At 56.0% G+C, this 23,171-nt stretch carries 20 protein-coding genes; 5 read left to right on the plus strand and 15 right to left on the minus strand.

Translation table 11 applies throughout. From position 1 onward, the window contains the following. The first annotated feature begins 14 nt into the window (after nt 1-14). Nucleotides 15-899 (plus strand): LysR family transcriptional regulator, encoded by an 885-nt coding sequence (locus tag C3F35_RS10240; protein ID WP_059308941.1) that lies wholly within the window; start codon nt 15-17, stop codon nt 897-899. Nucleotides 900-993: 94 nt separating this feature from the next. Here C3F35_RS10240 and C3F35_RS10245 read toward each other — a convergent pair whose 3' ends face one another. From C3F35_RS10245 to soxR, 4 genes are all read right to left on the minus strand, one after another. Next, nucleotides 994-2,640, minus strand: coding sequence for a Na+/H+ antiporter (locus C3F35_RS10245; protein WP_032616015.1), 1,647 nt, complete (start codon nt 2,638-2,640; stop codon nt 994-996). 151 nt (nt 2,641-2,791) lie between these two features. Further along, nucleotides 2,792-4,141 carry a guanine/hypoxanthine transporter GhxP gene (gene ghxP / locus C3F35_RS10255; RefSeq protein ID WP_032616060.1) on the minus strand — a complete coding sequence of 450 codons (1,350 nt, stop codon included), beginning with the start codon at nt 4,139-4,141 and terminating at the stop codon, nt 2,792-2,794. A gap of 309 nt (nt 4,142-4,450) precedes the next feature. Next, a complete protein-coding gene (locus C3F35_RS10265) occupies nt 4,451-5,122 on the minus strand; it encodes a glutathione S-transferase family protein (RefSeq protein ID WP_103793477.1) in 672 nt (223 codons plus the stop codon). A gap of 273 nt (nt 5,123-5,395) precedes the next feature. After that, on the minus strand, nt 5,396-5,854 hold the full coding sequence (gene soxR, locus C3F35_RS10270; protein ID WP_032616010.1) for a redox-sensitive transcriptional activator SoxR: 459 nt from the start codon (nt 5,852-5,854) through the stop codon (nt 5,396-5,398). Nucleotides 5,855-5,952: 98 nt separating this feature from the next. On the opposite strand from soxR, the gene soxS reads away from it, so the two are divergent. Beyond that, nucleotides 5,953-6,279, plus strand: coding sequence for a superoxide response transcriptional regulator SoxS (gene soxS, locus C3F35_RS10275; protein ID WP_039031951.1), 327 nt, complete (start codon nt 5,953-5,955; stop codon nt 6,277-6,279). On the opposite strand, the gene C3F35_RS10280 is transcribed toward soxS, so the two are convergent. Then, complete coding sequence (locus tag C3F35_RS10280) at nt 6,276-7,862, minus strand: EAL domain-containing protein (RefSeq protein WP_032616005.1); 1,587 nt, start codon at nt 7,860-7,862, stop codon at nt 6,276-6,278. The genes soxS and C3F35_RS10280 overlap by 4 nt on opposite strands. Nucleotides 7,863-8,200: 338 nt before the next feature. Continuing rightward, entirely contained in the window at nt 8,201-9,529 is a 1,329-nt protein-coding gene (locus C3F35_RS10285; RefSeq protein WP_223610485.1) for a GGDEF domain-containing protein, read from the minus strand. Nucleotides 9,530-10,139: 610 nt separating this feature from the next. Between C3F35_RS10285 and C3F35_RS10290 the strand changes: the two genes are divergently transcribed. Further along, nucleotides 10,140-10,421, plus strand: a complete 282-nt coding sequence (locus tag C3F35_RS10290; RefSeq protein ID WP_032616001.1) for a YjcB family protein — start codon at nt 10,140-10,142, stop codon at nt 10,419-10,421. A gap of 97 nt (nt 10,422-10,518) precedes the next feature. Here the strand turns inward: C3F35_RS10290 and ssb1 are convergent, their stop codons facing one another. After that, nucleotides 10,519-11,049: a single-stranded DNA-binding protein SSB1 gene (ssb1, locus tag C3F35_RS10295; RefSeq protein WP_032615999.1), complete on the minus strand. Its 531-nt coding sequence runs from the start codon at nt 11,047-11,049 to the stop codon at nt 10,519-10,521. A gap of 250 nt (nt 11,050-11,299) precedes the next feature. Between ssb1 and uvrA the strand changes: the two genes are divergently transcribed. After that, nucleotides 11,300-14,125: an excinuclease ABC subunit UvrA gene (gene uvrA, locus C3F35_RS10305; protein ID WP_032615997.1), complete on the plus strand. Its 2,826-nt coding sequence runs from the start codon at nt 11,300-11,302 to the stop codon at nt 14,123-14,125. Here uvrA and C3F35_RS10310 read toward each other — a convergent pair whose 3' ends face one another. The 6 genes from C3F35_RS10310 to dnaB form a co-directional block, all read right to left on the minus strand. Then, the gene (locus C3F35_RS10310; RefSeq protein WP_032615995.1) at nt 14,126-14,479 is read right to left on the minus strand and encodes an MmcQ/YjbR family DNA-binding protein; all 354 of its coding nucleotides are present in this window, start codon (nt 14,477-14,479) and stop codon (nt 14,126-14,128) included. 2 nt (nt 14,480-14,481) lie between these two features. Continuing rightward, nucleotides 14,482-14,898: a secondary thiamine-phosphate synthase enzyme YjbQ gene (locus C3F35_RS10315; protein ID WP_032615993.1), complete on the minus strand. Its 417-nt coding sequence runs from the start codon at nt 14,896-14,898 to the stop codon at nt 14,482-14,484. Between the two features lie 111 nt (nt 14,899-15,009). Then, complete coding sequence (gene aphA, locus C3F35_RS10320; RefSeq protein WP_103793479.1) at nt 15,010-15,723, minus strand: acid phosphatase AphA; 714 nt, start codon at nt 15,721-15,723, stop codon at nt 15,010-15,012. 195 nt (nt 15,724-15,918) lie between these two features. Further along, nucleotides 15,919-17,112, minus strand: coding sequence for an aromatic amino acid transaminase (gene tyrB / locus C3F35_RS10325; RefSeq protein ID WP_032615989.1), 1,194 nt, complete (start codon nt 17,110-17,112; stop codon nt 15,919-15,921). Nucleotides 17,113-17,619: 507 nt separating this feature from the next. Next, nucleotides 17,620-18,699, minus strand: a complete 1,080-nt coding sequence (gene alr, locus C3F35_RS10330) for an alanine racemase (protein WP_059308947.1) — start codon at nt 18,697-18,699, stop codon at nt 17,620-17,622. Between the two features lie 205 nt (nt 18,700-18,904). Continuing rightward, complete coding sequence (gene dnaB, locus C3F35_RS10335; protein WP_032615986.1) at nt 18,905-20,317, minus strand: replicative DNA helicase; 1,413 nt, start codon at nt 20,315-20,317, stop codon at nt 18,905-18,907. Nucleotides 20,318-20,402: 85 nt separating this feature from the next. Between dnaB and C3F35_RS10340 the strand changes: the two genes are divergently transcribed. Beyond that, nucleotides 20,403-21,386 carry a quinone oxidoreductase gene (locus C3F35_RS10340; protein ID WP_032615984.1) on the plus strand — a complete coding sequence of 328 codons (984 nt, stop codon included), beginning with the start codon at nt 20,403-20,405 and terminating at the stop codon, nt 21,384-21,386. A gap of 360 nt (nt 21,387-21,746) precedes the next feature. Here the strand turns inward: C3F35_RS10340 and pspG are convergent, their stop codons facing one another. Beyond that, nucleotides 21,747-21,989, minus strand: a complete 243-nt coding sequence (pspG, locus tag C3F35_RS10345; RefSeq protein ID WP_032615982.1) for an envelope stress response protein PspG — start codon at nt 21,987-21,989, stop codon at nt 21,747-21,749. Between the two features lie 142 nt (nt 21,990-22,131). Beyond that, nucleotides 22,132-23,127, minus strand: coding sequence for a tRNA dihydrouridine(20/20a) synthase DusA (gene dusA / locus C3F35_RS10350; RefSeq protein WP_059308948.1), 996 nt, complete (start codon nt 23,125-23,127; stop codon nt 22,132-22,134). Between the last annotated feature and the right edge of the window lie 44 nt (nt 23,128-23,171).

Genomic DNA, 23,171 nt, shown 5'->3' on the forward strand with positions numbered 1-23,171 from the left:
TTCGAGGAATAGTCATGGACATACGCACGCTGCGTTACTTTGTCGAAGTGGTACGCCAGCAGAGTTTCACCCGCGCTGCGGAGAAGCTTTTTGTCACCCAACCCACCATCAGCAAAATGCTGAAAAACCTCGAAGATGAACTGAACTGTACCCTGCTGATCCGCGACGGGCGTAAGCTGCTGTTAACCGACACCGGTCGGGTGGTGTTTGAGCGCGGTCTGGCGATCCTCGCGGAATTTCGCCAGCTGGAGGCGGAGCTTGGCGACATCAACCACCTTAACAAAGGCATATTACGCCTCGGTATTCCGCCGATGGTGGGGATGATGATGGCCGGGCCTATCGGCCTGTTTCGCCAGCGCTATCCCGGCGTGGAGCTGAAAATTTCTGAATTTGGTGGCTTAACCGTCCAGCAGGCGGTGATCAACGGCGAGCTGGATCTGGCGATGACCGCCCTGCCCGTGGAGGAGGACAGCGGTCTGACGGCACTGCCGCTGTTCAGCCACCCGCTGTGCGTGCTGGTGCCGCGCTCCGGCAACTGGTTGACCCTCGACACCATTAATCCTGAACTGCTGGCCGAGCACCCGCTGCTGATCTACAACGAAGATTTTGCCCTCAGCCGCCAGCTGATGCAGCTGTTCAGCCAGCACGGTGTTAAGCCGCGCATCGCGGTGCGCAGTGGACAGTGGGACTTTCTGGCTGCGATGGTTCAGGCGGGGGTTGGGATCGCGATTTTGCCGCAGCCCATCTGCGAGCGGCTGGATAAAAACACGTTGCGCTGGATCCCGCTGCAGAGCGACCTGCACTGGCAGTTGGGGATGATCTGGCGGGAGGGAGTGTATCTGTCGCACAGCGCCCAGGCCTGGCTGAAATGCTGCGAAGGGTTTTGGGTGCCGGGGTAAACGCAAAACGGTAACCGCCAGGTTACCGTTTTTAGTGTTTGCACCCTCTCCCTGTGGGAGAGGGCCGGGGTCAAAGCATCAGACCGCACTCACCCTACTGCTTCTCTATCAACAACGCTTCCATCAAATCGAGATCGTGCAGTAGTTTTTGCAGCGTCTCGTTGCTGATCTCCCGGGTGGCACGCAGGTGGTACAGCTCTGCGCGTTCCGAGCGCAGCGCAGCCAGGCGGAAGCGGCGTTCAAGGTTCTCTTCCATCAACGAGCTTTCCACGTCGTTGCGGCCATCGGCACGGCGGCGCAGGTTACCAATCACCCGCGAGCTCACCTCTTTCAGCAGTTGGGTATCGATGTTCTCTTCGGTATCGGCGGCCAGACGCTCCTCCATCTTCTGGATGGTGACAATCGCCACCTCAGCCGTTGCTGCCCGGGCGATACGCGCCTCTTTATGCTGCTGAACGTGGTCGCCCACCTCCATATGTTGCAGCAGGATCGGCAGCATCACCACGCCAACAAACAGGGAGAACAGAATCACCCCTGCCGCCAGGAACACCAGCTCGTAGCGCGCCGGGAAGACATCGCCAGTCGGCAGCAGCAGCGGAATGGAAAGCACACCGGCGAGGGTAATGGCCCCACGCACCCCGGCGAAGGTGGAAATCAGCAGCTCACGCGTGGTCCAGGAACCAAACTCCATCGGTTTGTTTTTCAGGAAACGCACGCTGAATCTTTTCATCGTCCACAGCCAACCGAAACGTACCAGCATCAGCGCGGCGTAAATCAGCACGATGTCGGTAAACAGCATCCAGGTTTCAACATTCGGGTCGGCCTCGGCCGCCACCAGCGAGGACTCGAGGATCCCCGGCAGTTGCAGACCCAACAGCAGGAACACCATGCCGTTGAAGACAAACTCCAGCATCGCCCAGGTGCTGTTGGCGCGCAGGCGCATCGCCAGCGGCGCGCGGCGCATGACACCGGAGCGGGTGATGGTCATCCCGGCCGCCACCGCCGCCAGGATGCCGGAGAAGCCAATGTGTTCCGCAATCAGATAAGAGGCGAACGGCAGCAGGAACAGCAGTAAGATTTGCGTGGCAGGCTCGTCGCCGCCCCAGCGGCTAAGGAAGCGCAGCGAACGGCCATACAGCCAGCTCACCACAAACCCGGCCAGAATGCCGCCAATCGCCACTTTCAAGAATTCAACGGATGCCCCGCCGATGGTGAAGATCATGGTGCCCATCGCCACGGCGACGGCAAACTTCAGCGCCACCAGGCCGGAGGCGTCGTTCATCAGGGCTTCGCCCTGCAAAATACCCATGATTTTCTTCGGAATGCGTCCTTCACCAACGATACCGGACAGCGCCACGGCATCGGTGGGCGACAGCACCGCCGCCAGCGCAAAGGCCGGTATCAGCGGGATCCCCGGCACCACCCAGTAGATGAGAAAACCAATCCCCACCACGGTGACCACCACTAGCGCCAGCGCCAGCCCCAGGATCTCGCGCCCATGCTCAAGAAATTCCCGCGTCGGGGTTTTCCAGCCGTCGGCAAACAGCAGAGGCGGGATAAACAGCACCAGAAACAGTTCAGGATCAAACTCGACATGCAATCCGAACGTCGGCCATGCCAGCAGAGCACCGATGGCGATCTGCATCAGCGGCAGCGGTAACTGGAAGGGCAGTACGCGGGTAACTACCCCGGAGAGGGAGACCAAAAGGGTCATGATGAGTATTGTGAAGAAGATTTCCATGCGTTCCCTGTTTGCGAGGTTTTGGTACGTTTACATCACTGGCATCTTGCCACAGTGTATCTCCCTCAGAGTAACGCATAAGGCAACAAGATGTGTTCCGAAAATAAAAACGGGCGGCCTTAGCCACCCGTCTGTTTGCGCAGTTGACAGCTTAGATAGCCCAGCCGCCCGCGTAGAACGCTACCAGCGCCACGGCAATCACCACCGTACCGATGTTCAGCTTACGCCATTCACCGGAGACGATACGCCCGATCACCAGTGATGCGAAGCCGATCATGATGCCGGTAACGATGTTACAGGTCAGCACGATGAACACCGCGGTGATAAGCCCGGCCATCGCGTCAACGAAGTCGGCAAAATCAATTTTAGCCACGTTGCTCAGCATCAGCAGGCCAACGTACATCAGCGCAGGGGCAGTTGCGTACGCCGGAACCAGATAGGACAGCGGGGCAAGGAACAGGATCAACAGGAACAGCACGCCGATGGTGATCGCCGTCAGACCGGTTTTACCGCCTGCCGCCGTACCCGCCGCCGATTCGATATATACCGCTGCTGGCGCAGCACCCACCAGACCGGAGAAGACGCTGCTCAGGGAGTCGGTGGTCAGCGCTTTGCCGCCATCGATGATCTGACCGTCTTTATCCAGCAGGTTCGCCTGGCCCGCTACCGCGCGGATGGTACCGGTGGCGTCGAAGACCGCGGTCATCACCAGCGCCAGCACGCTTGGCAGGACAACCGGGTTCAGCGCGCCCATGATATCCAGGCTGCCAATCAGCGAGTTGCCGTTTTCATCGCTCAGGGATGGCATGGCAAATACACCGGAGAAGTGTACCGCGGGATCGAAAATCAGCCCCACAACAGAGACGCCAATAATGGTGAGCAGGATGCCGCCCGGCACTTTCAGTTTTTCCAGACCAATGATCACCGCCAGGCCAATCAGCGACATGATCACCGGGAAGCTGGCGAAATCACCCAGCGCAACCGGCAGACCGTCCAGCGGGTTCTTGATCACCAGGCCAACGCCGTTGGCGGCAATCAGCAGCAGGAACAGGCCGATACCAATGCCGGTGCCGTGCGCAACGCCCTGCGGCAGGTTACGTAGGATCCAGCTGCGGATACCGGTGGCAGAGATGATGGTGAACAGCACACCCATCAGGAACACGGCGCCCAGCGCAACCGGGACGCTGATCTGCTGGCCCAGCACCAGGCTGAACGCGGTGAAGGCGGTCAGTGAGATGGCGCAGCCAATTGCCAGCGGCAGGTTGGCCCACAGACCCATCACGATGGAGCCGACACCGGCAACCAGACAGGTGGCGACAAAGACCGCCGCCGGTGGGAAACCGGCTTTGCCCAGCATGCCCGGCACCACGATCACCGAGTAGACCATGGCCAGGAAGGTCGTCAGACCGGCAACGATCTCCTGACGCACGGTGCTGCCGCGGGCAGAAATTTTGAACATGGCGTCGAGTGAACCGCCGGTACGCGCAGATGGCGTAGACATAGAAAACATCCCCTGAAAATTATAATCGTCGTCGGTCAGCGTGATGGACACTCCACGACCAGCGAAACGTCATATCCCTGTGCTGCGTTTATGACAAAGAGGGGCGTCATAAAAAAAGCAAACGTTTAGCTTCACGCTGACAAAACGGGTGTTGAATTAAAGGCAAACGATTATCCGTCCTGAACACGGGCATTTTCAACTTAACTTTGCCGTTTTTCGCTTATTTTCCTGCGGGGCGGTGAAGAAATAACCAGAGTATGCGCAAACGTTATCGTGAATGCGCAATTTGATAACATTTTCAGGGTTCGTTCAGGATTTGCCAGGGATTTCGAACGGACCGCCCTGCTGGATCGCCCGCTGCCAGGCCGGACGCATTTCGACGTTTTTCATCCATGTTTGCAGATAAGGGAGATCCGCGATGCCGCCACGCTCCAGCAGGGCAAACACCGGAAAACTCATCTGCACGTCCGCCATGCTGAGGTTATCCCCGGCAAACCAGCGGTGATCCTTCAGCCAGGACTCCAGAAAACGGGCGTGGGTTTCCAGCTGACGGTTGAGATACGCCTTTTGCACCCCCTGCCCCAGCACTTTGCCCAGCGAGCGCAGGCCAAACGGGATCGGCGGTTTACCGAGGCTGGAGAAAACCAGCTTCATCAGCAGCAGCGGCATCAGGGAACCTTCCGCGTAGTGAAGCCAGAAGCGGTAGTGCAGTTTCATCTCGCGATCCTGCGGCTTGAGCTGCGATGTAGGATCGTAGGTCTCCTGCAAATATTCGAGGATCGCCCCCGATTCCGCCAGAATCAGGCCGTTATCCTCCAGCACCGGGGATTTACCCAGCGGGTGAACTTTTCGCAATGCGGCGGGTGCCATCATCGTCTTATCACGCTGATAACGTTCAATCTGATACGGCAGAGAAAGCTCTTCCAGCGCCCACAGCACACGCTGGGATCGGGACTGGTTGAGGTGGTGGACCTTAATCATGGACATCTCCAGTTGGGCTTACCCACTAACTATAGAAAATTGCACAACCTGGCGAAAAAATTTCGCCTATTTTGTGCGCTGTGGAACTGGCAAACCCGGCCTCCCGGCCTAGACTTAAATTGTCAGCACAAACCGGAACCTCCAAACCATGCTCGACTGAGGGGTGTTGATGTCGGGGGAAACCCTCCTGTGAACCAGCGGGATAGAGAGAAAGACAAAGACCGGAAATAAACTAAAGCGCCTGTATGGCGCTTTAGTTTTTTATGCGTCGGGCTAATCTTCTTCCAGCAACCGCGCGCCGGTGCCCTGCTCGCCCAGCTTATCGCCAGGGTTACGCAGCGGGCAGTCACTGCGCGACAGGCATCCGCAGCCAATACAGCCGTCAAGATCGTCGCGCAGCGCCTCCAGGGTATGAATGCGCCGATCCAGCTCATCGCGCCACTGTGACGAGAGTGCTTTCCACTCCTTTGTACTCAGCGTATGCCCCTCAGGCAGGATGCCGAACGCCTCGCCAATGGTGGCCAGCGGGATCCCGATGCGTTGGGCAATCTTGATGATCGCCACATAGCGCAGCACATCGCGGGTATAACGGCGCTGGTTGCCCGTGTTGCGGATACTCTTAATTAACCCTTTGCTTTCATAGAAATGCAGAGCCGACACCGCCACGCCGCTACGCCTTGCCACCTCGCCCGGCGTCAGCAGCGATTTAATCCGCGGTAATTTCTTTTCCATAAAACCTCTTTACCTCAAGTTAACTTGAGGAATTATACTCGCCCGCAGACAAAACGACGAATTAACCGATACAGGTGTAACCAGAAAGAGGCTGCTCTATGTCGCATCAACAAATTATTCAGACACTTATTGAATGGATGGATGACCATATCGATCAACCCTTGAGTATTGATGTGGTGGCTAAAAAGTCGGGTTACTCGAAATGGTATTTACAGAGAATGTTCCGCGCCGTCATGCACCAGACGCTGGGCGAGTACATTCGGCAACGCAGATTATTGTTGGCGGCTCAGGCGTTACGCACCACCCAGCGCCCTATTTTTGATATCGCCATGGATCTGGGCTATGTCTCCCAGCAGACGTTTTCCCGCGTATTCCGCCGCGAGTTTGATCGTACTCCCAGCGACTATCGTCATCAGCTGAACTAGTGACTGTGGGCGAGTGATGCCGCGACAGGCTGTTGCTGCCAGGTCATGAAATCCTGCGGCGACATCGCCTTCGCGAAGTGCCAGCCCTGACAATACTGCACGCCGCGCTTGTTTAACCAGGTGACCTGTTCCGGTGTTTCCACCCCTTCGGCGATGGTTTTTAAGCGCAGGCTTTGAGCCATTTCGATGATGTGCTCGACAATCAGGTGGCTGGTGCTGTTGGTCGTCAGGGTATCGATAAAAGATTTATCGATTTTCAGGATATCGACGTTCAGCGAATAGAGGTTGTGCAGGTTGGAATAGCCGGTACCAAAATCATCGATCGCCACTTCATAACCCGCCTGACGAAACGCCTGAATTACCGGCGTCGTTTTCGGCACGTCGATAAACCCACGCTCGGTCACTTCAATTTTGATTTGCTGCGCCCGGACATTGTAGTGGCGGGCTTTATCGGTGATCATCGCAATCAGGCGTGAAGAGTGGAAGTCCGTTGCCGACAGGTTAATGGAGATATAGATATGCGGATTGCAGGCGAGAAACGGACCCAGATCGCTGAAGACTTCTTCCACTACATAGTCGGTAATGCGCTCGCTCATGCCCTCTTCTTCTGCCAGCGGAATAAATTCTACCGGACTCATTACCGGGCCGTTAAAACCCGGCCAGCGCAATAACGCTTCAGCCCCGACACAGACATTGGTTTTGATATCGATAATGGGCTGGTAGTGCAGGCAAAGCTGTCTTTTATTTAATGCCCGATGCAATAAGCGCCCCGGAGAATTAAATTCGCGTCGTGTTCTCGACCACATTAATAAAATAATAATGCTGCTGATCATCCCCAGCGGCAGAGTTAATGTCGCCTGGTGATAAAGGACTTCATAAAAACGTTGATTAGTCGTTGAGACAATGGCGGCAATCGGGCGCTTGTCCGAGCGAACAATCGTATAAAAACGGCCTTCATTCTGGAATATAAGATCGTCATTGCTAATCTGGGTTTTCAATTCACTCTGATTAGCCTGTTCACTGGCGGAGAAAAAGGTATTGGTGACCGTATCAAATACTCCCCACGCCAGGGATCGGTCAGAAGACATTACTTCGCTATACGTCAGGGGGTTAACCACCACCACATAATGACCTAACTGCATATAGGTCATTTTATATCCCTCATAAAACGGGGTGTCGCGGTAATAATAGATAGAGACGTCAGGCTGGCGTTGGTAATTGGCGGCGGAAATGGTATACGGATTCTCGGGGGTGCTCGTCGTTGAGCAAAGGAATTCACGGCCTTGCGCATACACCAGGTCAGCAATGTAGAGTCGCCCCCGGACGATATTCAACATATTTTGTCGGTGTGCCGGCGTGCAAATATCGCCCGAATACTGTTCGGCAGCATGACGAGCCAGCTCAACCTGCTGAATGACCAGTTCAGTTTTGTCTAAAGCGAGTTTTGCAAAGGAACGAAGTTGGCTGCTTGTTTCGTTAATCGCGCGTTGCTGGGCAAACCATAGCGCAAGCATCACAGGTAGCAAAACTACCATGATAACCCCGACTATCCTCAGCACCTTGTCCCGTGCGTTACGATTCATTTCCGCCCTATATCCCTGCTTTTTATGTGCCTGTAATCATGAAGGCCGGATGCTTTGCTAAACAGGTGATTACGTTGCATGAATCATGCGAAGTTAGCAACTGACTTTTAACACCAATAACCTAATATTTGGTTATGCCGATAATATTTGTCCGTAAGCCAAACTGAAAGTATTCGTTTCCTGGTTATTAAGTAAAATAATTACCGGTGTCGAAAGCCAGGCTCCCGGATAACTCAACAGAATGTCGTCGATTAACTCAAACTACCTACAGCATGTAAAAAGCGCAACTTCATCATGAGATTTTGTGCTATTTATCCCATGATAATGATTAAAGTGATTTATAAATAATCAACCGCGACGATTGTTTTTCCTCTTCCCGCGCGTTTGGCATCGTAAAGTGCCTTATCTGCGCTAATGAGTAGCGAGGAGGTATCGTGCGGTTCGCCGCTCACCTCCACGACCCCTGCGCTAAAGGAAAGGGTCAGCATTCGGGTGCCCACGTTAAGCGGCGTCACGGTCAGCGCCTGGCGGAGACGGGTGGAAAGCTGCACCGCCGTGTCGCTGCGGGTCTTCGGCAACAGCAGTAAAAATTCTTCTCCACCCACCCGGCCCAGCGCTGCATCTGGGGGGATCAGCGCCCGCAGGCAGTCGCAGAAGTGCACCAGCGCGGCATCCCCCACCAGGTGGCCCCACTGGTCATTAATCTGTTTGAAGAAATCCAGGTCAAACATCAGGACTGAGAAGTAGCTGTCGGCCTCCTGTCGCTGGCTGGCTTCAAGGGCAACGGCAATTTGCTGCAGGATGGCAAAACGATTTAAGCAGCCCGTCAGATCGTCGGTCATGGCCTTCATTTCCAGAAGCCGCTCCGCGTTTTTACGGGCGGTAATATCAAGCCCGATATTGAGGATTGAGCCGTCCGGCAGGGAAATGTTCGACCACAGGATCGTCAGCTGCATCCCGTCCCGGCGCACCGGGTGCCATTCGTACATGTCGTTCAGCGGGGTGGTGTTGACCGACTCATGCACCCGGCGACGCATCTCCGGGTCAGGATAAAACTGCGCCAGCGGATCGGGATGGGCGTTGATCTCCGCCATCGTCCAGCCAAACACCTTTTCGCATTCGGCATTCCACAACACGCAGCGGCTATTTCTGTCGAACGAGTTCATCAGCACCGGCGCCCGTTCAAACAGTGTTTTGTACTGGGCTATCATCCGCTGCATCTCTTTTGCCGTGCGCTCTCGGGCGACAAGCCCGGTGACAACATCCTTCAGCTTTTCCACGAGGATAATCACCACCTCTTTCAGCACAGTGAGGGGGCTTTGCGGCTGCGTAAACCCAAGGAAGAAGTAGCCGTGCTGATGCGGGGCCATTTTACACAGCACCCCGCACTGTAATTGATGGTGTCCCGGATGGCCGGGAGGGAATATCAGCGTGCCGGTATTCTCTTTCCAGCCGATTGTCTGCCATGAACGCTGATGACGTTGCAATAACAGGCTGGCAAGAAAAGCATTAATTTCCAGCGGATGGCAGGTTAACTCACCGGCACTGACCAGCTGCGGCTGGCCCGTCTCATCCTGCATCATTACCCAGCTGAGCTGGGCGCCAAAGGTATAATTTATCGTCTCCAGCAGAGACGTTAAGGTGGCATGGGAGGATAGTTTTGGCATTAATTTAGCTAATGCATGCAAGGCCCGGGTACTGTCATTAATATTTTCTCGATTTACTTGCTTCATTGTTTATTCGCAGCTCATTAACGAGACAGAAATACCGCAACGAATTAATCAGGAATGAAATGACATTCAGTCAGATACATGAATCCGAGAATCTTCCAGAGACGCGTGTGTAAAATTAAAAGAAAAAAGAATAAACAGAAAAAAAGCTCAAGCCTGATTTATTTATTACGAACATATTAAGCAACCGGAAGAAGCATAATCCATACCTCTGAGGCTGTAAATATTGTACATCGGCCTTCGCTCTGTACATGTTTTCTTATCCTGATGAATTATCAGCAAAGTTATCATAAATACAGCGCATGGCAGACTAAATATATATTTCAAGCAATTATAACCATGCTGACAGCATGGTTTAAAAATCGCTATTTTTATGCATTTGCCCAGTGGCGAATAAAAGAACAAATGTGATATAGTTCACACATCTTATGTAACAAGAAACATTGTTTCATTGTTGTCAGTCTGAGCCTGCCGATAGCCAGTTTGCCACAGTGTGTGGGCAACGTCGCGCTTTACCCGGCGGCGGTTATCTTTGAGGATCGTTTTTATGGCAGCTATTACCACTGGCGTTGTGTTTGCACGCTGGGAGTTGTTGAGCGCGGTGCTGATGTTTCTGGCCAGCACGCTGAACATTCAGTTTCGTAAATCGGATTACGCCGTTCTGGCGGTGATCAGCACCTGTCTGGGTCTGGCGGCGGCATGCTGGTTTGCCACCGGCCTGCTGGGTATCACCCTGCTGGATGTGGCGGCGATCTGGAATAACGTTAAAGCGGTAATGGTCGAGGCGATGAGCCATACGCCACCAGACTGGCCAATGATGTACACCTGATGCCTGTGGGCGAGACATTCTGAAAAGAAAAACTGTAAATAAAAAACCCAGACCGCGGTCTGGGTTTTTTGTTGTTGCGAAACGCAGGTTCTGATTATCAGAACGGGATATCGTCGTCGAAATCCATTGGCGGTTCGTTAGACTGCGCTGGTGCAGACGGCTGCTGCTGCGGGCGAGACTGCGCGCCGCCGCTGAACTGGTTGCCGCCCTGAGGCTGCTGAGGCTGACCCCAACCGCCCTGCTGCTGCTGGCCGCCACCTGCTGGTGCGCCACCGCCCTGACGGCCACCCAGCATCTGCATGGTGCCGCCGACGTTTACCACCACTTCAGTGGTGTATTTTTCTGCGCCGGACTGATCGGTCCATTTACGGGTACGCAGCTGGCCTTCGATATAGACCTGGGAGCCTTTACGCAGATATTCACCGGCCACTTCGGCCAGTTTGCCAAACAGCACAACGCGGTGCCATTCGGTCTGCTCTTTCATCTCGCCGGTCGCTTTATCACGCCAGGATTCGGAAGTAGCCAGCGTAATGTTGGCCACTGCACCACCACTCGGCATATAGCGTACTTCCGGGTCCTGGCCCAGATTACCGACGAGAATCACCTTGTTTACGCCTCTGCTGGCCATGATCGTGTCTCCTGAAAACTTGTCTGAAAAGAGTGTAGCGCGCGAGTGTACCATTTCCACGTGGTCTTTCGATAGTTTCGAAGCATCTTCCAGAGTTCTCACGAAGGATACATTGTTGCACAAGTCACCAGAATTTGCATTCCAATACTGTATATCCAGCCAGGTCAATTTGTGTCATAATTAATCGTTTCTGCCGGTTGTCCTTCAAACAAACCAGGCATTCCGTGTATCTACCTACCGGGAAAGGTGAATGGATAAGATAGAAGTTCGGGGCGCCCGCACCCACAATCTCAAGAATATCAACCTCGTCATCCCTCGCGACAAACTGATCGTCGTGACCGGGCTTTCAGGCTCAGGCAAATCTTCACTGGCTTTCGACACCCTGTATGCCGAAGGGCAGCGTCGTTACGTCGAATCGCTCTCTGCTTATGCGCGCCAGTTCCTGTCGCTGATGGAAAAACCGGACGTCGACCATATCGAAGGGTTATCGCCGGCCATCTCTATTGAGCAGAAGTCGACCTCCCATAACCCGCGTTCCACCGTCGGGACCATCACCGAAATCCATGACTACCTGCGTCTGCTGTATGCCCGCGTGGGCGAGCCGCGCTGCCCGGATCACGATGTTCCGCTGGCGGCCCAGACCGTCAGCCAGATGGTGGATAACGTGCTGGCGCAGCCGGAAGGCAAACGCCTGATGCTGCTGGCACCAATCATTAAAGAGCGTAAAGGCGAGCACACCAAAACGCTGGAAAACCTGGCAAGCCAGGGCTATATCCGCGCCCGTATTGACGGGGAAGTGTGCGATCTTTCCGATCCGCCGAAGCTGGAGCTGCAAAAGAAACACACCATTGAAGTGGTCATCGATCGCTTTAAGGTGCGTGACGATCTGACTCAGCGCCTGGCGGAGTCGTTCGAAACCGCGTTGGATCTCTCCGGCGGTACGGCCGTGGTTGCCGATATGGACGACCCGAAAGCAGACGAAATGCTCTTCTCGGCCAACTTTGCCTGCCCGGTGTGCGGTTACAGCATGCGCGAGCTGGAACCGCGTCTGTTCTCGTTCAACAACCCGGCGGGCGCGTGCCCGACCTGCGATGGTCTGGGCGTGCAGCAGTATTTCGATCCTGACCGGGTGATCCAGAACCCGGAATTGTCGCTGGCAGGCGGCGCGATCCGCGGCTGGGATAAGCGTAACTTCTACTACTTCCAGATGCTGAAGTCGCTGGCGGAACACTACAAATTCGACGTCGAAGCGCCGTGGGGTAGCCTCAGCCCAACCGTACACAAGGTGATCCTGTTCGGTTCCGCGAAAGAGAACATCGAGTTCAAATACATGAACGATCGCGGCGATACCTCGGTACGCCGTCATCCGTTCGAAGGCGTGCTGCACAACATGGAGCGCCGTTACAAAGAGACGGAATCCAGCGCGGTACGTGAAGAGCTGGCGAAGTTCATCAGCAATCGCTCCTGCGCGACCTGTGACGGCACCCGTCTGCGTCGCGAAGCGCGCCACGTGTATGTTGAAAACACGCCGCTGCCGACCATCTCGGACATGAGCATCGGCCACGCGATGGACTTCTTCACCAACCTGAAGCTCTCCGGTCAGCGTGCGCAAATTGCCGAGAAAGTGCTGAAAGAGATCGGCGATCGCCTCAAGTTCCTGGTCAACGTCGGCCTGAACTACCTGACCCTCTCCCGCTCGGCAGAGACCCTGTCCGGCGGCGAAGCGCAGCGTATCCGTCTGGCGAGCCAGATTGGTGCGGGCTTAGTCGGGGTGATGTACGTGCTGGATGAGCCGTCTATCGGCCTGCACCAGCGCGACAACGAACGCCTGCTCGGCACGCTGATCCACCTGCGTAACCTCGGTAACACGGTGATTGTGGTTGAGCATGACGAAGATGCCATTCGTGCGGCCGACCACGTGATCGACATCGGCCCGGGGGCTGGCGTCCACGGTGGTCAGGTTGTGGCAGAAGGGCCGCTGGACGCTATTATGGCGGTACCGGAATCCCTGACCGGCCAGTACATGAGCGGCAAGCGCAAGATTGAAGTGCCGAAACAGCGCGTGCCTGCGAATCCGGAAAAAGTGCTGAAGCTCACCGGGGCGCGTGGCAACAACCTGAAAGACGTCACGCTGACCCTGCCGGTTGGCCTGTTCACCTGTATTACGGGTGTGTCAGGTTCCGGTAAATCGACGCTAATCAACGATACCCTGTTCCCGATTGCTCAGACGCAGTTGAACGGTGCGACCCTGGCTGAGCCAGCGCCGTATCGCGACGTTACCGGTCTGGAGCATTTCGACAAGGTGATCGATATCGATCAAAGCCCGATTGGTCGTACTCCGCGTTCTAACCCGGCGACCTATACCGGTGTCTTTACGCCGGTACGTGAACTCTTTGCTGGCGTGCCGGAATCGCGTTCGCGCGGCTATACGCCAGGTCGTTTCAGCTTTAACGTGCGCGGTGGTCGCTGCGAAGCCTGTCAGGGCGATGGGGTGATCAAAGTCGAAATGCACTTCCTGCCGGATATCTACGTGCCGTGCGACCAGTGCAAAGGCAAGCGCTATAACCGCGAAACGCTGGAAATTAAGTACAAAGGCAAGACCATCCACGAAGTGCTGGATATGACCATTGAAGAAGCACGTGAGTTCTTTGATGCCGTTCCGGCGCTGGCGCGTAAGCTCCAGACCCTGATGGATGTCGGTCTGACCTACATTCGTCTGGGCCAGTCGGCGACCACGCTGTCGGGCGGTGAAGCGCAGCGCGTGAAGCTGGCGCGTGAGCTGTCCAAGCGCGGCACCGGTCAGACGCTATACATTCTGGATGAGCCAACAACCGGTCTGCACTTTGCCGATATCCAGCAGTTACTCGACGTGCTGCACCAGCTGCGCGATCAGGGCAACACCATCGTGGTGATTGAGCACAACCTGGACGTGATTAAAACCGCGGACTGGATTGTCGATCTCGGCCCGGAAGGCGGCAGCGGCGGCGGCGAAATCCTGGTTTCCGGCACCCCGGAAACCGTCGCGGAATGCGAAGCCTCACACACGGCCCGCTTCCTTAAGCCTCTTTTGAAGTAGTTACACCGAAAGCTGCTGCCGGGTCATCTCCGGCAGCAGTTCCACCGCCTGTTTGTAAGAGGCATCCACCAGGTAGTAAATCTGCGAATCCGGTATCGACCCATCCAGGTAGACCGTGCTCCAGTGGGCTTTATTCAGGTGCTGGCTGGGACGCACATCGGTATGCTGCTGGCGCAGCAGCTCCGCCAGTTCCGGGCTGGTTTTTAACGAGGCCGCCGGACGCCCCTCCACATCTTTCACCATCGCAAACAGCACGTCTGCGACTTTAATCTGGGTTGCCTTCCAGTCACTGTGCACGCTTTGCTCCGCACCCGGCTTATTCATGCAGTACTGAAGTATCTCCGAAATTGTCATCATTATTCCCCTTGTAGCGTAGCGATAATTTTGCGCGAACCGCCATGGATACGATGTTCTCCCAGCCAGATCCCCTGCCAGGTGCCCAGCTGCACGCGGCCATGATTCACCGGCAGCAGCAGAGAGACGCCCAGCATGGAGGATTTAATATGGGAAGGCATGTCGTCTGGCCCCTCATCATCATGTTCCCAGCGGGCACCGTCGGGAACGGATTTGAGAAAATGCTGCTCCATATCGGAACGGACGGTGGGATCGCAATTCTCGTTGAGCGTGAGAGAGGCTGACGTGTGTTGCAGCAAAAGATGCAGTAAACCGACGTTGATGCGGGAAAGATCGCGGATCTGTCCAAGGACCTCGTCCGTCACCAGGTGAAAACCACGAGACCTGGCGCGCAGGGTCAGGGTTTGCTGATACCACATGTGCTGCTCCGTGTTACAGGATAATCCTTCTAAGTGTGCAGCAATACGACGAAAGGTAAAACCCGTAGCGGGTAAATCTGCTTAAAAAAGCGACTTTTCCGTCCCGGGCACTCAGTATTCTGAATTGACGATCACCTCTTCGCCAAACGCCCCTGCCTGCGGCAGCGGTTTGTACGTCGAGTTGGAGGCGCGCAGCACCCGAATGCCTCTGGCGCCTGCCTCGCGAGCTGCGGCGATGTCGCTATCGGCGTCGCCGTAGTAAATCTTGATCTGTTTCTGCTCCATCCACAACGCTTTGTTGTTTATGCCCGATGTGTCACCGGCAAAAATGACCGGGTTCATGGCCGCGGCGGGGATCAGAAAGGCGTCCTGCAAGGTTTTGGTGACGGTTTCGGTTCGGCTAGGATGACGCCCGGTAATAAACCAGATCCTGTCGCCACGCTTTACGTGCATGGCAATCAGCGCGCGGGCCACCTCTTTCGGAATGCTGAACTCATCCCAGCCGTTGTTCATCTGCTGCCAGAAGGCCGGATTTTTCAGGTAATCCTCGCTCTGCGGTGACCAGGTCTTTTTACCCCGCCAGAAGCCCGGGCTGGAGAACAGGACGGTGTCATCAATATCAAATCCCACTGACATGGGCGGACGTCCCATCAGGCTGTTTTCTATCTGGGTAACAGACACCCAATGGATCGGCTCCTGTTCGGCCAGTCTGGCGGCGTTGGTACCGGTATATAACGGTGGGGGTGATGAGGGGCGCGCGACTACCGGGTGACTAAGCGAGAGTAATAAGCAGGCAGCGCTGAAAGCCAGTGTGATCTTGCGCATATTAACCCCTGAATATTCAAACCGTTATTGTTTATTTTTGAGCGGATGGTCAAAAACCACATCGAAAATAACCGCAGCGGGAGGGGAATGAAAGGAAATTCTTCATTAAAGGCGTAATAAAAGGAGGGATATCACAGCGCGGGGTTTCCTGATTGCGGCCCCCTTCGTCAACGCAAGGAGGCCGCGAGTAAGTACTTACATTACAGCGGCAAAGGCCTGCGCCACGCGCTGAACGTTGCTGCTGTTCAGGCCTGCCACGCACATACGTCCGCTGGCAATCAGGTAGACGCCAAACTCATCGCGCAGGCGATCCACCTGCTGCGCGCTGAAGCCGGTGTAGCTGAACATGCCGCGCTGCTGCAGCAGGTAGTCGAAGTTGTGCCCCGGCACCGCCTCTTTCAGCACATCGACCAGCGTCTGGCGCATGGAAAGGATACGGGTACGCATCGCTTCCACTTCCGCCAGCCACTCGGCTTTGAGTGCGTCGTCGCCCAGTACGGTCGCCACGACCTGCGCACCAAAGTTTGGCGGGCTGGAGTAGATACGACGCACGGTGGCTTTCAGCTGGCCAAGCACGCGCCCGGCAGCGTCCTGGTCTTCGCAGACCACGGAAAGGCCACCCACACGCTCGCCATACAGGGAGAAGATTTTGGAGAAGGAGTTGCTGACCAGTGCCGGCAGGCCAGCGCTGGCGATGGCGCGAATGGCATAGGCGTCCTCTTCCATCCCGGCACCAAAGCCCTGATAGGCAATGTCGAGGAACGGGATCAGGTTGCGCGCTTTCAGCACCTCAATTACGGCATCCCACTGATCGTTAGTCAGATCGGCACCGGTCGGGTTATGGCAGCACGGGTGCAGCAGCACGATACTGCGTTCCGGCAGAGTGCTCAGTTTTTCCAGTAACGCACCAACGCGCACCCCATTGCTCTGATCGTCAAACCACGGGTAGGTGTTCACCGTGAAGCCCGCGCCTTCAAAGATGGCGACGTGGTTTTCCCAGGTCGGGTCGCTCACCCAGACACCGGATTCCGGGAAATATTTGTGCAGGAAGTCTGCGCCAACCTTCAGCGCGCCTGAGCCGCCCAGGGTCTGGATGGTGGCGACACGCTTTTCCACCAGCACCGGATGGTCTGCACCAAACAGCAGCGGGGCAATGGTGTGACGATAGCTGTTCAGCCCTTCCATCGGCAGATAGAGCGAGGCGCCGTGCGGCGTAGCGTTCAGACGTTCTTCGGCTTTGGCCACCGCCTGCAGCTGCGGAATAATGCCGGCTTCGTTGTAATAAAGACCGATGCTGAGGTTAACTTTATCGCCGCGCGGATCTTCTTTAAAACGCTCCATTAAGGAGAGGATGGGGTCGCCAGCATAGGCGTCAACTTTCTGGAACACGCGATGGTTCTCCGGGTAATAATGAGGCAGGGAATTCAACAATAAACCGGAAGCGGCAGAAGATCGAGAGGATGTTAAGGAAGATGAGGTGTGGGCGACAGAACCTGCGGTGCGGCCTGTTTCCCCTCACTCTGGCTCTAAAAGGCCGAGGGCTCCCCAGTATTTTATTGCCCTTAAAGCCATGTCGGCGTTCTAAGGGGATAAATAACTTACAGCGACTCCCTGGTCCGGCTGAAAATCGTCGAAGCGTTTCCGGAAGGCCGGGGCGAGGCACAGGGATGCGCCGGGAGGGCATAGCCTGCAGGGATGCTGGCTGGTGCCCGACCCGAAAGCCTGAAGGCATAAGCTGAGTGCACCGCGACGCGGCTGGCAGAGAAGTGTAGAACCTAAGGTGAACGGAACAATCACCTCAGTCGCATGCTCCCCCTCACCCCAGCCCTCTCCCTAAGGGAGAGAGAGCAGTCCGTGCGGGTTTCTCACTCATACAGAATTGAGGGAAAGTCGATATCAGTCGAGGTAGTGCATTGCCACCCGCGACGTCAGTCGGGTGATAAGTTCGTAAGCACTCACTTTTGTAATTTCCGCGATTCGCTCCACGGGTAAACCTTCTCCCCACAGGATCACCGGATCGCCCGCCTTCTCCTGCGCCTCTGGCCCGAGGTCAACGCAGATCATGTCCATCGCGACACGGCCGACAATAGGCACTTCGCGGCCATTGACCAGCACTGGCGTACCGGATGGGGCCGCGCGCGGGTAACCGTCGCCATAGCCCATCGCCACCACGCCCAGACGGGTGTCGCGCTCGCTGACCCAGGTGCCGCCGTAGCCCACCGGTTCACCGGCTTTGTGCTCGCGCACCGCAATCAGGCTGGAAGTGAGTGACATCACTGGCTGAAAACCGAAGTCCGGCCCCCAGGGTTTGCCCTCCAGCGGTGAAACGCCATACAGAATAATGCCCGGACGCGCCCAGTCGAAGTGGGACTGCGGCCAGAGCAAGATACCGCCGGAGGCCGCTATCGAGCGTAAGCCCGGCTTGCCTTCACAGAAGGTATTGAAGATATCGAGCTGCTGTTCGGTCGCGCCACATTCCGGCTCATCGGCGCGGGCAAAATGGCTGACGATATTGACCGGCTGGCGAACGTTCTGGCACTGGCTTAAACGCTGATAAAAAGCCTCAGCCTGCTCCGGGCGCACGCCGAGGCGGTGCATGCCGGTGTCGAGCTTCATCCACACGGTAACCGGCTCGCTGAGCACCGCGTTCTCCAGCGCCTCGAGCTGCTCTCTGTTGTGCACGGCGGTATGCAGCTGTTTTTCGGCGATGGTTGGCAGATCGGCGGCATTAAAGAAGCCTTCGAGCAGCAGTATTGGCTGGGTGATCCCCCCTTCGCGCAGGCGCAGGGCTTCTTCGAGACGGGCGACGCCAAAGGCGTCTGCATCAGGGAGCGTTCGCGCGGTCTCGATCAGACCGTGTCCGTAAGCGTTCGCTTTCACGACTGCAACCAGTTTGCTGGCGGGAGCCAGTTCACGCAGGCGTTGCAGGTTGTGTCGCAGAGCGCGGCGGTTAATGACTACAGTTGCCGCTTGCATTTGAATTCCTTAATAAAAAGACTCTCCAGAATCATTCACGATGCAGAACAAAAACGCTATCACGTTTTTGAACAGCGCCTGCGCTGGCCCCGAAGGGGCGAGGACGCAGCCGAGTCACGTGACAAGCCCGTTCACCCCGGGAGCTTAGTAAGCCGGGGTGAGCGGGCGCAGTCAACGCCCCTGCGGCGTGAAGGATGAGGAAGCGCTATTCGTCGTCGTATTGCGGGCCCGCATAGTTATCAAAGCGTGACCACTGGCCGTTAAAGGTAAGCCGCACCGTACCGATCGGGCCGTTACGCTGCTTACCGATAATAATTTCTGCGATGCCTTTAAGATCGCTGTTCTCGTGATACACCTCATCACGGTAGATGAACATGATGAGGTCAGCATCCTGCTCGATGGAGCCAGACTCACGCAGGTCGGAGTTTACCGGGCGCTTATCGGCACGCTGTTCCAGAGAGCGGTTAAGCTGCGACAGCGCCACAACAGGCACCTGCAACTCTTTCGCCAGCGCCTTCAGCGAGCGGGAGATTTCGGCAATCTCCAGGGTACGGTTATCCGACAGGGACGGAACGCGCATCAGCTGGAGGTAGTCGATCATGATAAGGCCAATGCCGCCATGCTCGCGGGCAATGCGGCGCGCGCGGGAACGTACTTCCGTCGGCGTCAGGCCGGAGGAGTCATCGATATAGATGTTCCGTTTTTCCAGCAGAATGCCCATGGTGCCGGAGATCCGCGCCCAGTCTTCGTCGTCCAGCTGGCCGGTACGAATGCGGGTCTGATCCACGCGCGACAGCGAGGCCAGAGAACGCATCATGATCTGCTCGGAGGGCATCTCCAGACTGAAAATCAGAACCGGTTTATCCTGCAACATCGCCGCATTTTCGACGAGGTTCATCGCAAAGGTGGTTTTACCCATCGACGGACGCGCGGCGACGATAATCAGATCCGAAGGCTGCAGACCTGCGGTCTTTTTGTTCAGATCGTCATAGCCGGTGTTAACCCCGGTTACCCCGTCATGCGGCTGCTGGAACAGTTGCTCGATACGCGAGACGGTGGCGTCCAGCACTTCGGCAATGTTTTTTGGCCCTTCGTCTTTATTGGCGCGGCTTTCCGCGATTTTAAATACCCGGGATTCGGCCAGATCGAGCAGCTCGTCGCTGTTACGCCCCTGCGGATCGAAACCGGCTTCTGCGATTTCGTTGGCAACGGAGATCATGTCGCGCACAACCGCACGTTCGCGCACGATATCGGCGTAGGCGCTGATGTTCGCCGCACTTGGGGTATTTTTCGATAACTCGGCCAGATAGGCGAAGCCGCCAACGGATTCCAGCTGTCCCTGTCTCTCCAGCGATTCCGCGAGCGTGATCAGGTCAATCGGGCTGCCCGACTCCTGCAGACGCGCCATCTCGGTAAAGATATGGCGGTGCGGGCGGGTATAGAAATCGTCGGTGACAACGCGCTCGGCAACATCGTCCCAGCGTTCGTTATCCAGCATTAAACCGCCCAACACCGACTGTTCCGCTTCAATCGAGTGCGGCGGGACTTTTAACCCGGCTAACTGCGGATCGCGCTCGCGGGGCTCAGTCTGTTTGTTGAAGGGTTTATTTCCTGCCATAGTGAAGGGAGCCGAGATAGAAATGGGGTCGATATTTTACCATGATTCATCACATTTGCCCCACCCAAATGTCACTGGAGGATAAATGGCAACGCGTATTGAATTTCATAAGCACGGCGGCCCGGACGTTCTCAAAGCGGTAGAGTTTACCCCCACCGCGCCTGGCGATAACGAAGTCCAGGTCGAAAACAAAGCCATTGGTATTAACTATATCGATACCTATATCCGCGGAGGCCTTTATCCGCCCCCGGCTCTGCCAAGCGGACTGGGCACCGAAGCGGCGGGCGTAGTGGTCAAAGTGGGCAGCGCCGTTAAGCATATAAAAGAGGGCGACCGCGTGGTGTATGCGCAATCTGCCCTCGGCGCCTACAGCTCGATCCACAATGTCCCGGCAGATAAAGCCGCCATTCTGCCTGACGCCATCTCCTTTGAGCAGGCCGCCGCCTCCTTCCTGAAAGGGTTAACGGTGTTTTATCTGTTGCGTAAAACCTACGAGATCAAACCCGATGAACAGTTCCTGTTCCACGCGGCCGCAGGCGGCGTTGGGCTGATTGCCTGTCAGTGGGCAAAAGCGCTGGGCGCCAAACTGATCGGCACCGTCGGCAACGCGCAAAAGGCACAGCGCGCGCTTCAGGCGGGTGCCTGGCAGGTGATCAACTACCGCGAAGAGAGCATTGTGGAGCGGGTGAAAGAGATCACCGGCGGTAAAAAGGTGCGCGTGGTGTATGACTCGGTGGGCAAAGACACCTGGGAAGCCTCGCTGGATTGTCTGCAACGTCGCGGCCTGATGGTCAGCTTCGGTAACGCCTCCGGCCCGGTGACCGGGGTGAATCTCGGCATTCTCAACCAGAAAGGGTCGTTGTTCGCCACTCGTCCTTCGTTGCAAGGCTACATCACTAATCATGACGAACTGGTTGAGGCCAGCAATGAGCTGTTCTCATTGATTGCCAGCGGCGTCATTAAAGTGGATGTGGCGGAGGCGCAGAAATATCCGCTGGCTGATGCGCAACGGGCGCATGAAGTGCTGGAGAGCCGGGCGACGCAGGGGTCGAGTCTGCTGATCCCCTGAATAATTCATGTTGCAGGACGAAACGCTTAACCGCTTTGAACAGCGCTTGCGCTGGCCCCGAAGGGGTGAGGCCAAAGGCCGGGTAACGCGACAATTGAATGAACCCCGGGAGCTTACTCAGGTAAGTGACTGGGGTGAATGAAAGCAGTCAACGCATTTGCGGCAGGAATGATAACGGGTCAGAAAGAAATTGGGCTTCCCGGAGGAAGCCCTTTCTTTTTTTAGTTCGGCTGTATGTAGGGTACAGCACGATGAATTCTTTAACGGCGGCAATAGTGACAGATTCGATAACTAAATCCTATTCTGTTCTAAGCAATGCTGCCGTAAAAGTTGCAAGGATGTGACGAACCGCTCAATACCTTAGTAACGAAAGCGGTTATTGCGCTGATAGCGTGGGATTTTTGGCGATTTAATCGCCCGTATCGCCCACACCACCGCCACGGCCAACAGCAACCACGGCAGCAGTTTTAGCATCAGGGCAAACAGCCCGCCGATAAACATCACCGCGGTGGCAACCACCAATGCGGCAATGATCCCTAGCAGCGAGACGCCGGTTACCAACAGCATGACAAAAAATCCAATCACAAAAAGTAGTTCCAGCATGGCTCTCTCCAGTAATGCATAACAACGATACGCTGCTATGACCATTACAAGATCCGTGCCAAAAATAAGTGATTGATAGTAAATAAAAACGCCCGGCAATGCGGTGCCGGGCGTGGTGAATTTGACCAGGTTTTAGTGAAAATTATCGCTTGTCTGCCACCAGACGCAGCGCTTGCTCCAGCACCTCGATATCGGCTCCCGCTTTATGGGCGTTTTCACTCAGGTAACGACGCCACTGGCGCGCCCCCGGGATCCCCTGGAACAGACCCAGCATGTGGCGGGTCACGTGGCCCAGATAGGTGCCGTTGCTCAGCTCACGCTCAATGTAGGGGTACATTGCCCGCACCACCGCGACCGGATCGCGATCGGCGCAATCCACACCAAAGATTTCGCGATCGACCGCCGCCAGCACGCCCGGGTTCTGGTACGCCTCGCGGCCCACCATTACGCCATCCATATGCGCTAAATGCGCTTTGGCCTCGTCCAGAGACTTGATACCGCCATTGATCGACATGATCAGCTGCGGGAAATCACGCTTCAGCTGATAGACACGCGGGTAATCCAGAGGCGGGATCTCACGGTTCTCTTTCGGGCTAAGGCCAGAAAGCCAGGCTTTGCGGGCATGGATGATAAACATGTCGCACTCGCCCTTGCCGGCTACCGTGCCGATAAAGTCGCAGAGAAATTCGTAGCTGTCCTGATCGTCGATGCCGATACGGGTTTTGACCGTCACCGGAATGGAGACCACATCGCGCATCGCTTTCACGCAGTCGGCCACCAGCTGCGCATTGCCCATCAGGCAGGCACCAAACATGCCGTTCTGCACACGATCGGAGGGGCAGCCAACGTTGAGGTTGATCTCGTCATAACCGCGCTCTTCTGCCAGCTTCGCGCAGTGCGCCAGCGCGGCCGGATCGCTGCCGCCGAGCTGCAAGGCTACCGGATGCTCTTCTTCGCTGAAGGCGAGGTAGTCGCCCTTGCCATGAATAATCGCCCCGGTGGTCACCATCTCGGTATAGAGCAGAGTATGGCGCGACAGCAAACGCAGGAAGTAGCGGCAGTGTCTGTCTGTCCAGTCGAGCATCGGCGCGATGGAAAAACGGTGAGCAGGATAGATGGACGAGTTTTCTGACGACATGGCGAAATTTTAAGCATCTGGTGAAAAGGGGGCGCTACTATAGC

Source organism: Leclercia sp. LSNIH3 (genome assembly GCF_002935105.1).
Classification (GTDB): domain Bacteria; phylum Pseudomonadota; class Gammaproteobacteria; order Enterobacterales; family Enterobacteriaceae; genus Enterobacter; species Enterobacter adecarboxylatus.

What these genes read in the sequence shown, in the direction of transcription:
- C3F35_RS10240 (WP_059308941.1), top strand. Translation starts at nt 15, where the DNA reads ATGGACATACGCACGCTGCGTTACTTTGTCGAAGTGGTACGCCAGCAG.
- C3F35_RS10245 (WP_032616015.1), bottom strand. Translation starts at nt 2,640, where the DNA reads ATGGAAATCTTCTTCACAATACTCATCATGACCCTTTTGGTCTCCCTC.
- ghxP (WP_032616060.1), bottom strand. Translation starts at nt 4,141, where the DNA reads ATGTCTACGCCATCTGCGCGTACCGGCGGTTCACTCGACGCCATGTTC.
- C3F35_RS10265 (WP_103793477.1), bottom strand. Translation starts at nt 5,122, where the DNA reads ATGATTAAGGTCCACCACCTCAACCAGTCCCGATCCCAGCGTGTGCTG.
- soxR (WP_032616010.1), bottom strand. Translation starts at nt 5,854, where the DNA reads ATGGAAAAGAAATTACCGCGGATTAAATCGCTGCTGACGCCGGGCGAG.
- soxS (WP_039031951.1), top strand. Translation starts at nt 5,953, where the DNA reads ATGTCGCATCAACAAATTATTCAGACACTTATTGAATGGATGGATGAC.
- C3F35_RS10280 (WP_032616005.1), bottom strand. Translation starts at nt 7,862, where the DNA reads ATGAATCGTAACGCACGGGACAAGGTGCTGAGGATAGTCGGGGTTATC.
- C3F35_RS10285 (WP_223610485.1), bottom strand. Translation starts at nt 9,529, where the DNA reads ATGCCAAAACTATCCTCCCATGCCACCTTAACGTCTCTGCTGGAGACG.
- C3F35_RS10290 (WP_032616001.1), top strand. Translation starts at nt 10,140, where the DNA reads ATGGCAGCTATTACCACTGGCGTTGTGTTTGCACGCTGGGAGTTGTTG.
- ssb1 (WP_032615999.1), bottom strand. Translation starts at nt 11,049, where the DNA reads ATGGCCAGCAGAGGCGTAAACAAGGTGATTCTCGTCGGTAATCTGGGC.
- uvrA (WP_032615997.1), top strand. Translation starts at nt 11,300, where the DNA reads ATGGATAAGATAGAAGTTCGGGGCGCCCGCACCCACAATCTCAAGAAT.
- C3F35_RS10310 (WP_032615995.1), bottom strand. Translation starts at nt 14,479, where the DNA reads ATGACAATTTCGGAGATACTTCAGTACTGCATGAATAAGCCGGGTGCG.
- C3F35_RS10315 (WP_032615993.1), bottom strand. Translation starts at nt 14,898, where the DNA reads ATGTGGTATCAGCAAACCCTGACCCTGCGCGCCAGGTCTCGTGGTTTT.
- aphA (WP_103793479.1), bottom strand. Translation starts at nt 15,723, where the DNA reads ATGCGCAAGATCACACTGGCTTTCAGCGCTGCCTGCTTATTACTCTCG.
- alr (WP_059308947.1), bottom strand. Translation starts at nt 18,699, where the DNA reads ATGCAAGCGGCAACTGTAGTCATTAACCGCCGCGCTCTGCGACACAAC.
- dnaB (WP_032615986.1), bottom strand. Translation starts at nt 20,317, where the DNA reads ATGGCAGGAAATAAACCCTTCAACAAACAGACTGAGCCCCGCGAGCGC.
- C3F35_RS10340 (WP_032615984.1), top strand. Translation starts at nt 20,403, where the DNA reads ATGGCAACGCGTATTGAATTTCATAAGCACGGCGGCCCGGACGTTCTC.
- pspG (WP_032615982.1), bottom strand. Translation starts at nt 21,989, where the DNA reads ATGCTGGAACTACTTTTTGTGATTGGATTTTTTGTCATGCTGTTGGTA.
- dusA (WP_059308948.1), bottom strand. Translation starts at nt 23,127, where the DNA reads ATGTCGTCAGAAAACTCGTCCATCTATCCTGCTCACCGTTTTTCCATC.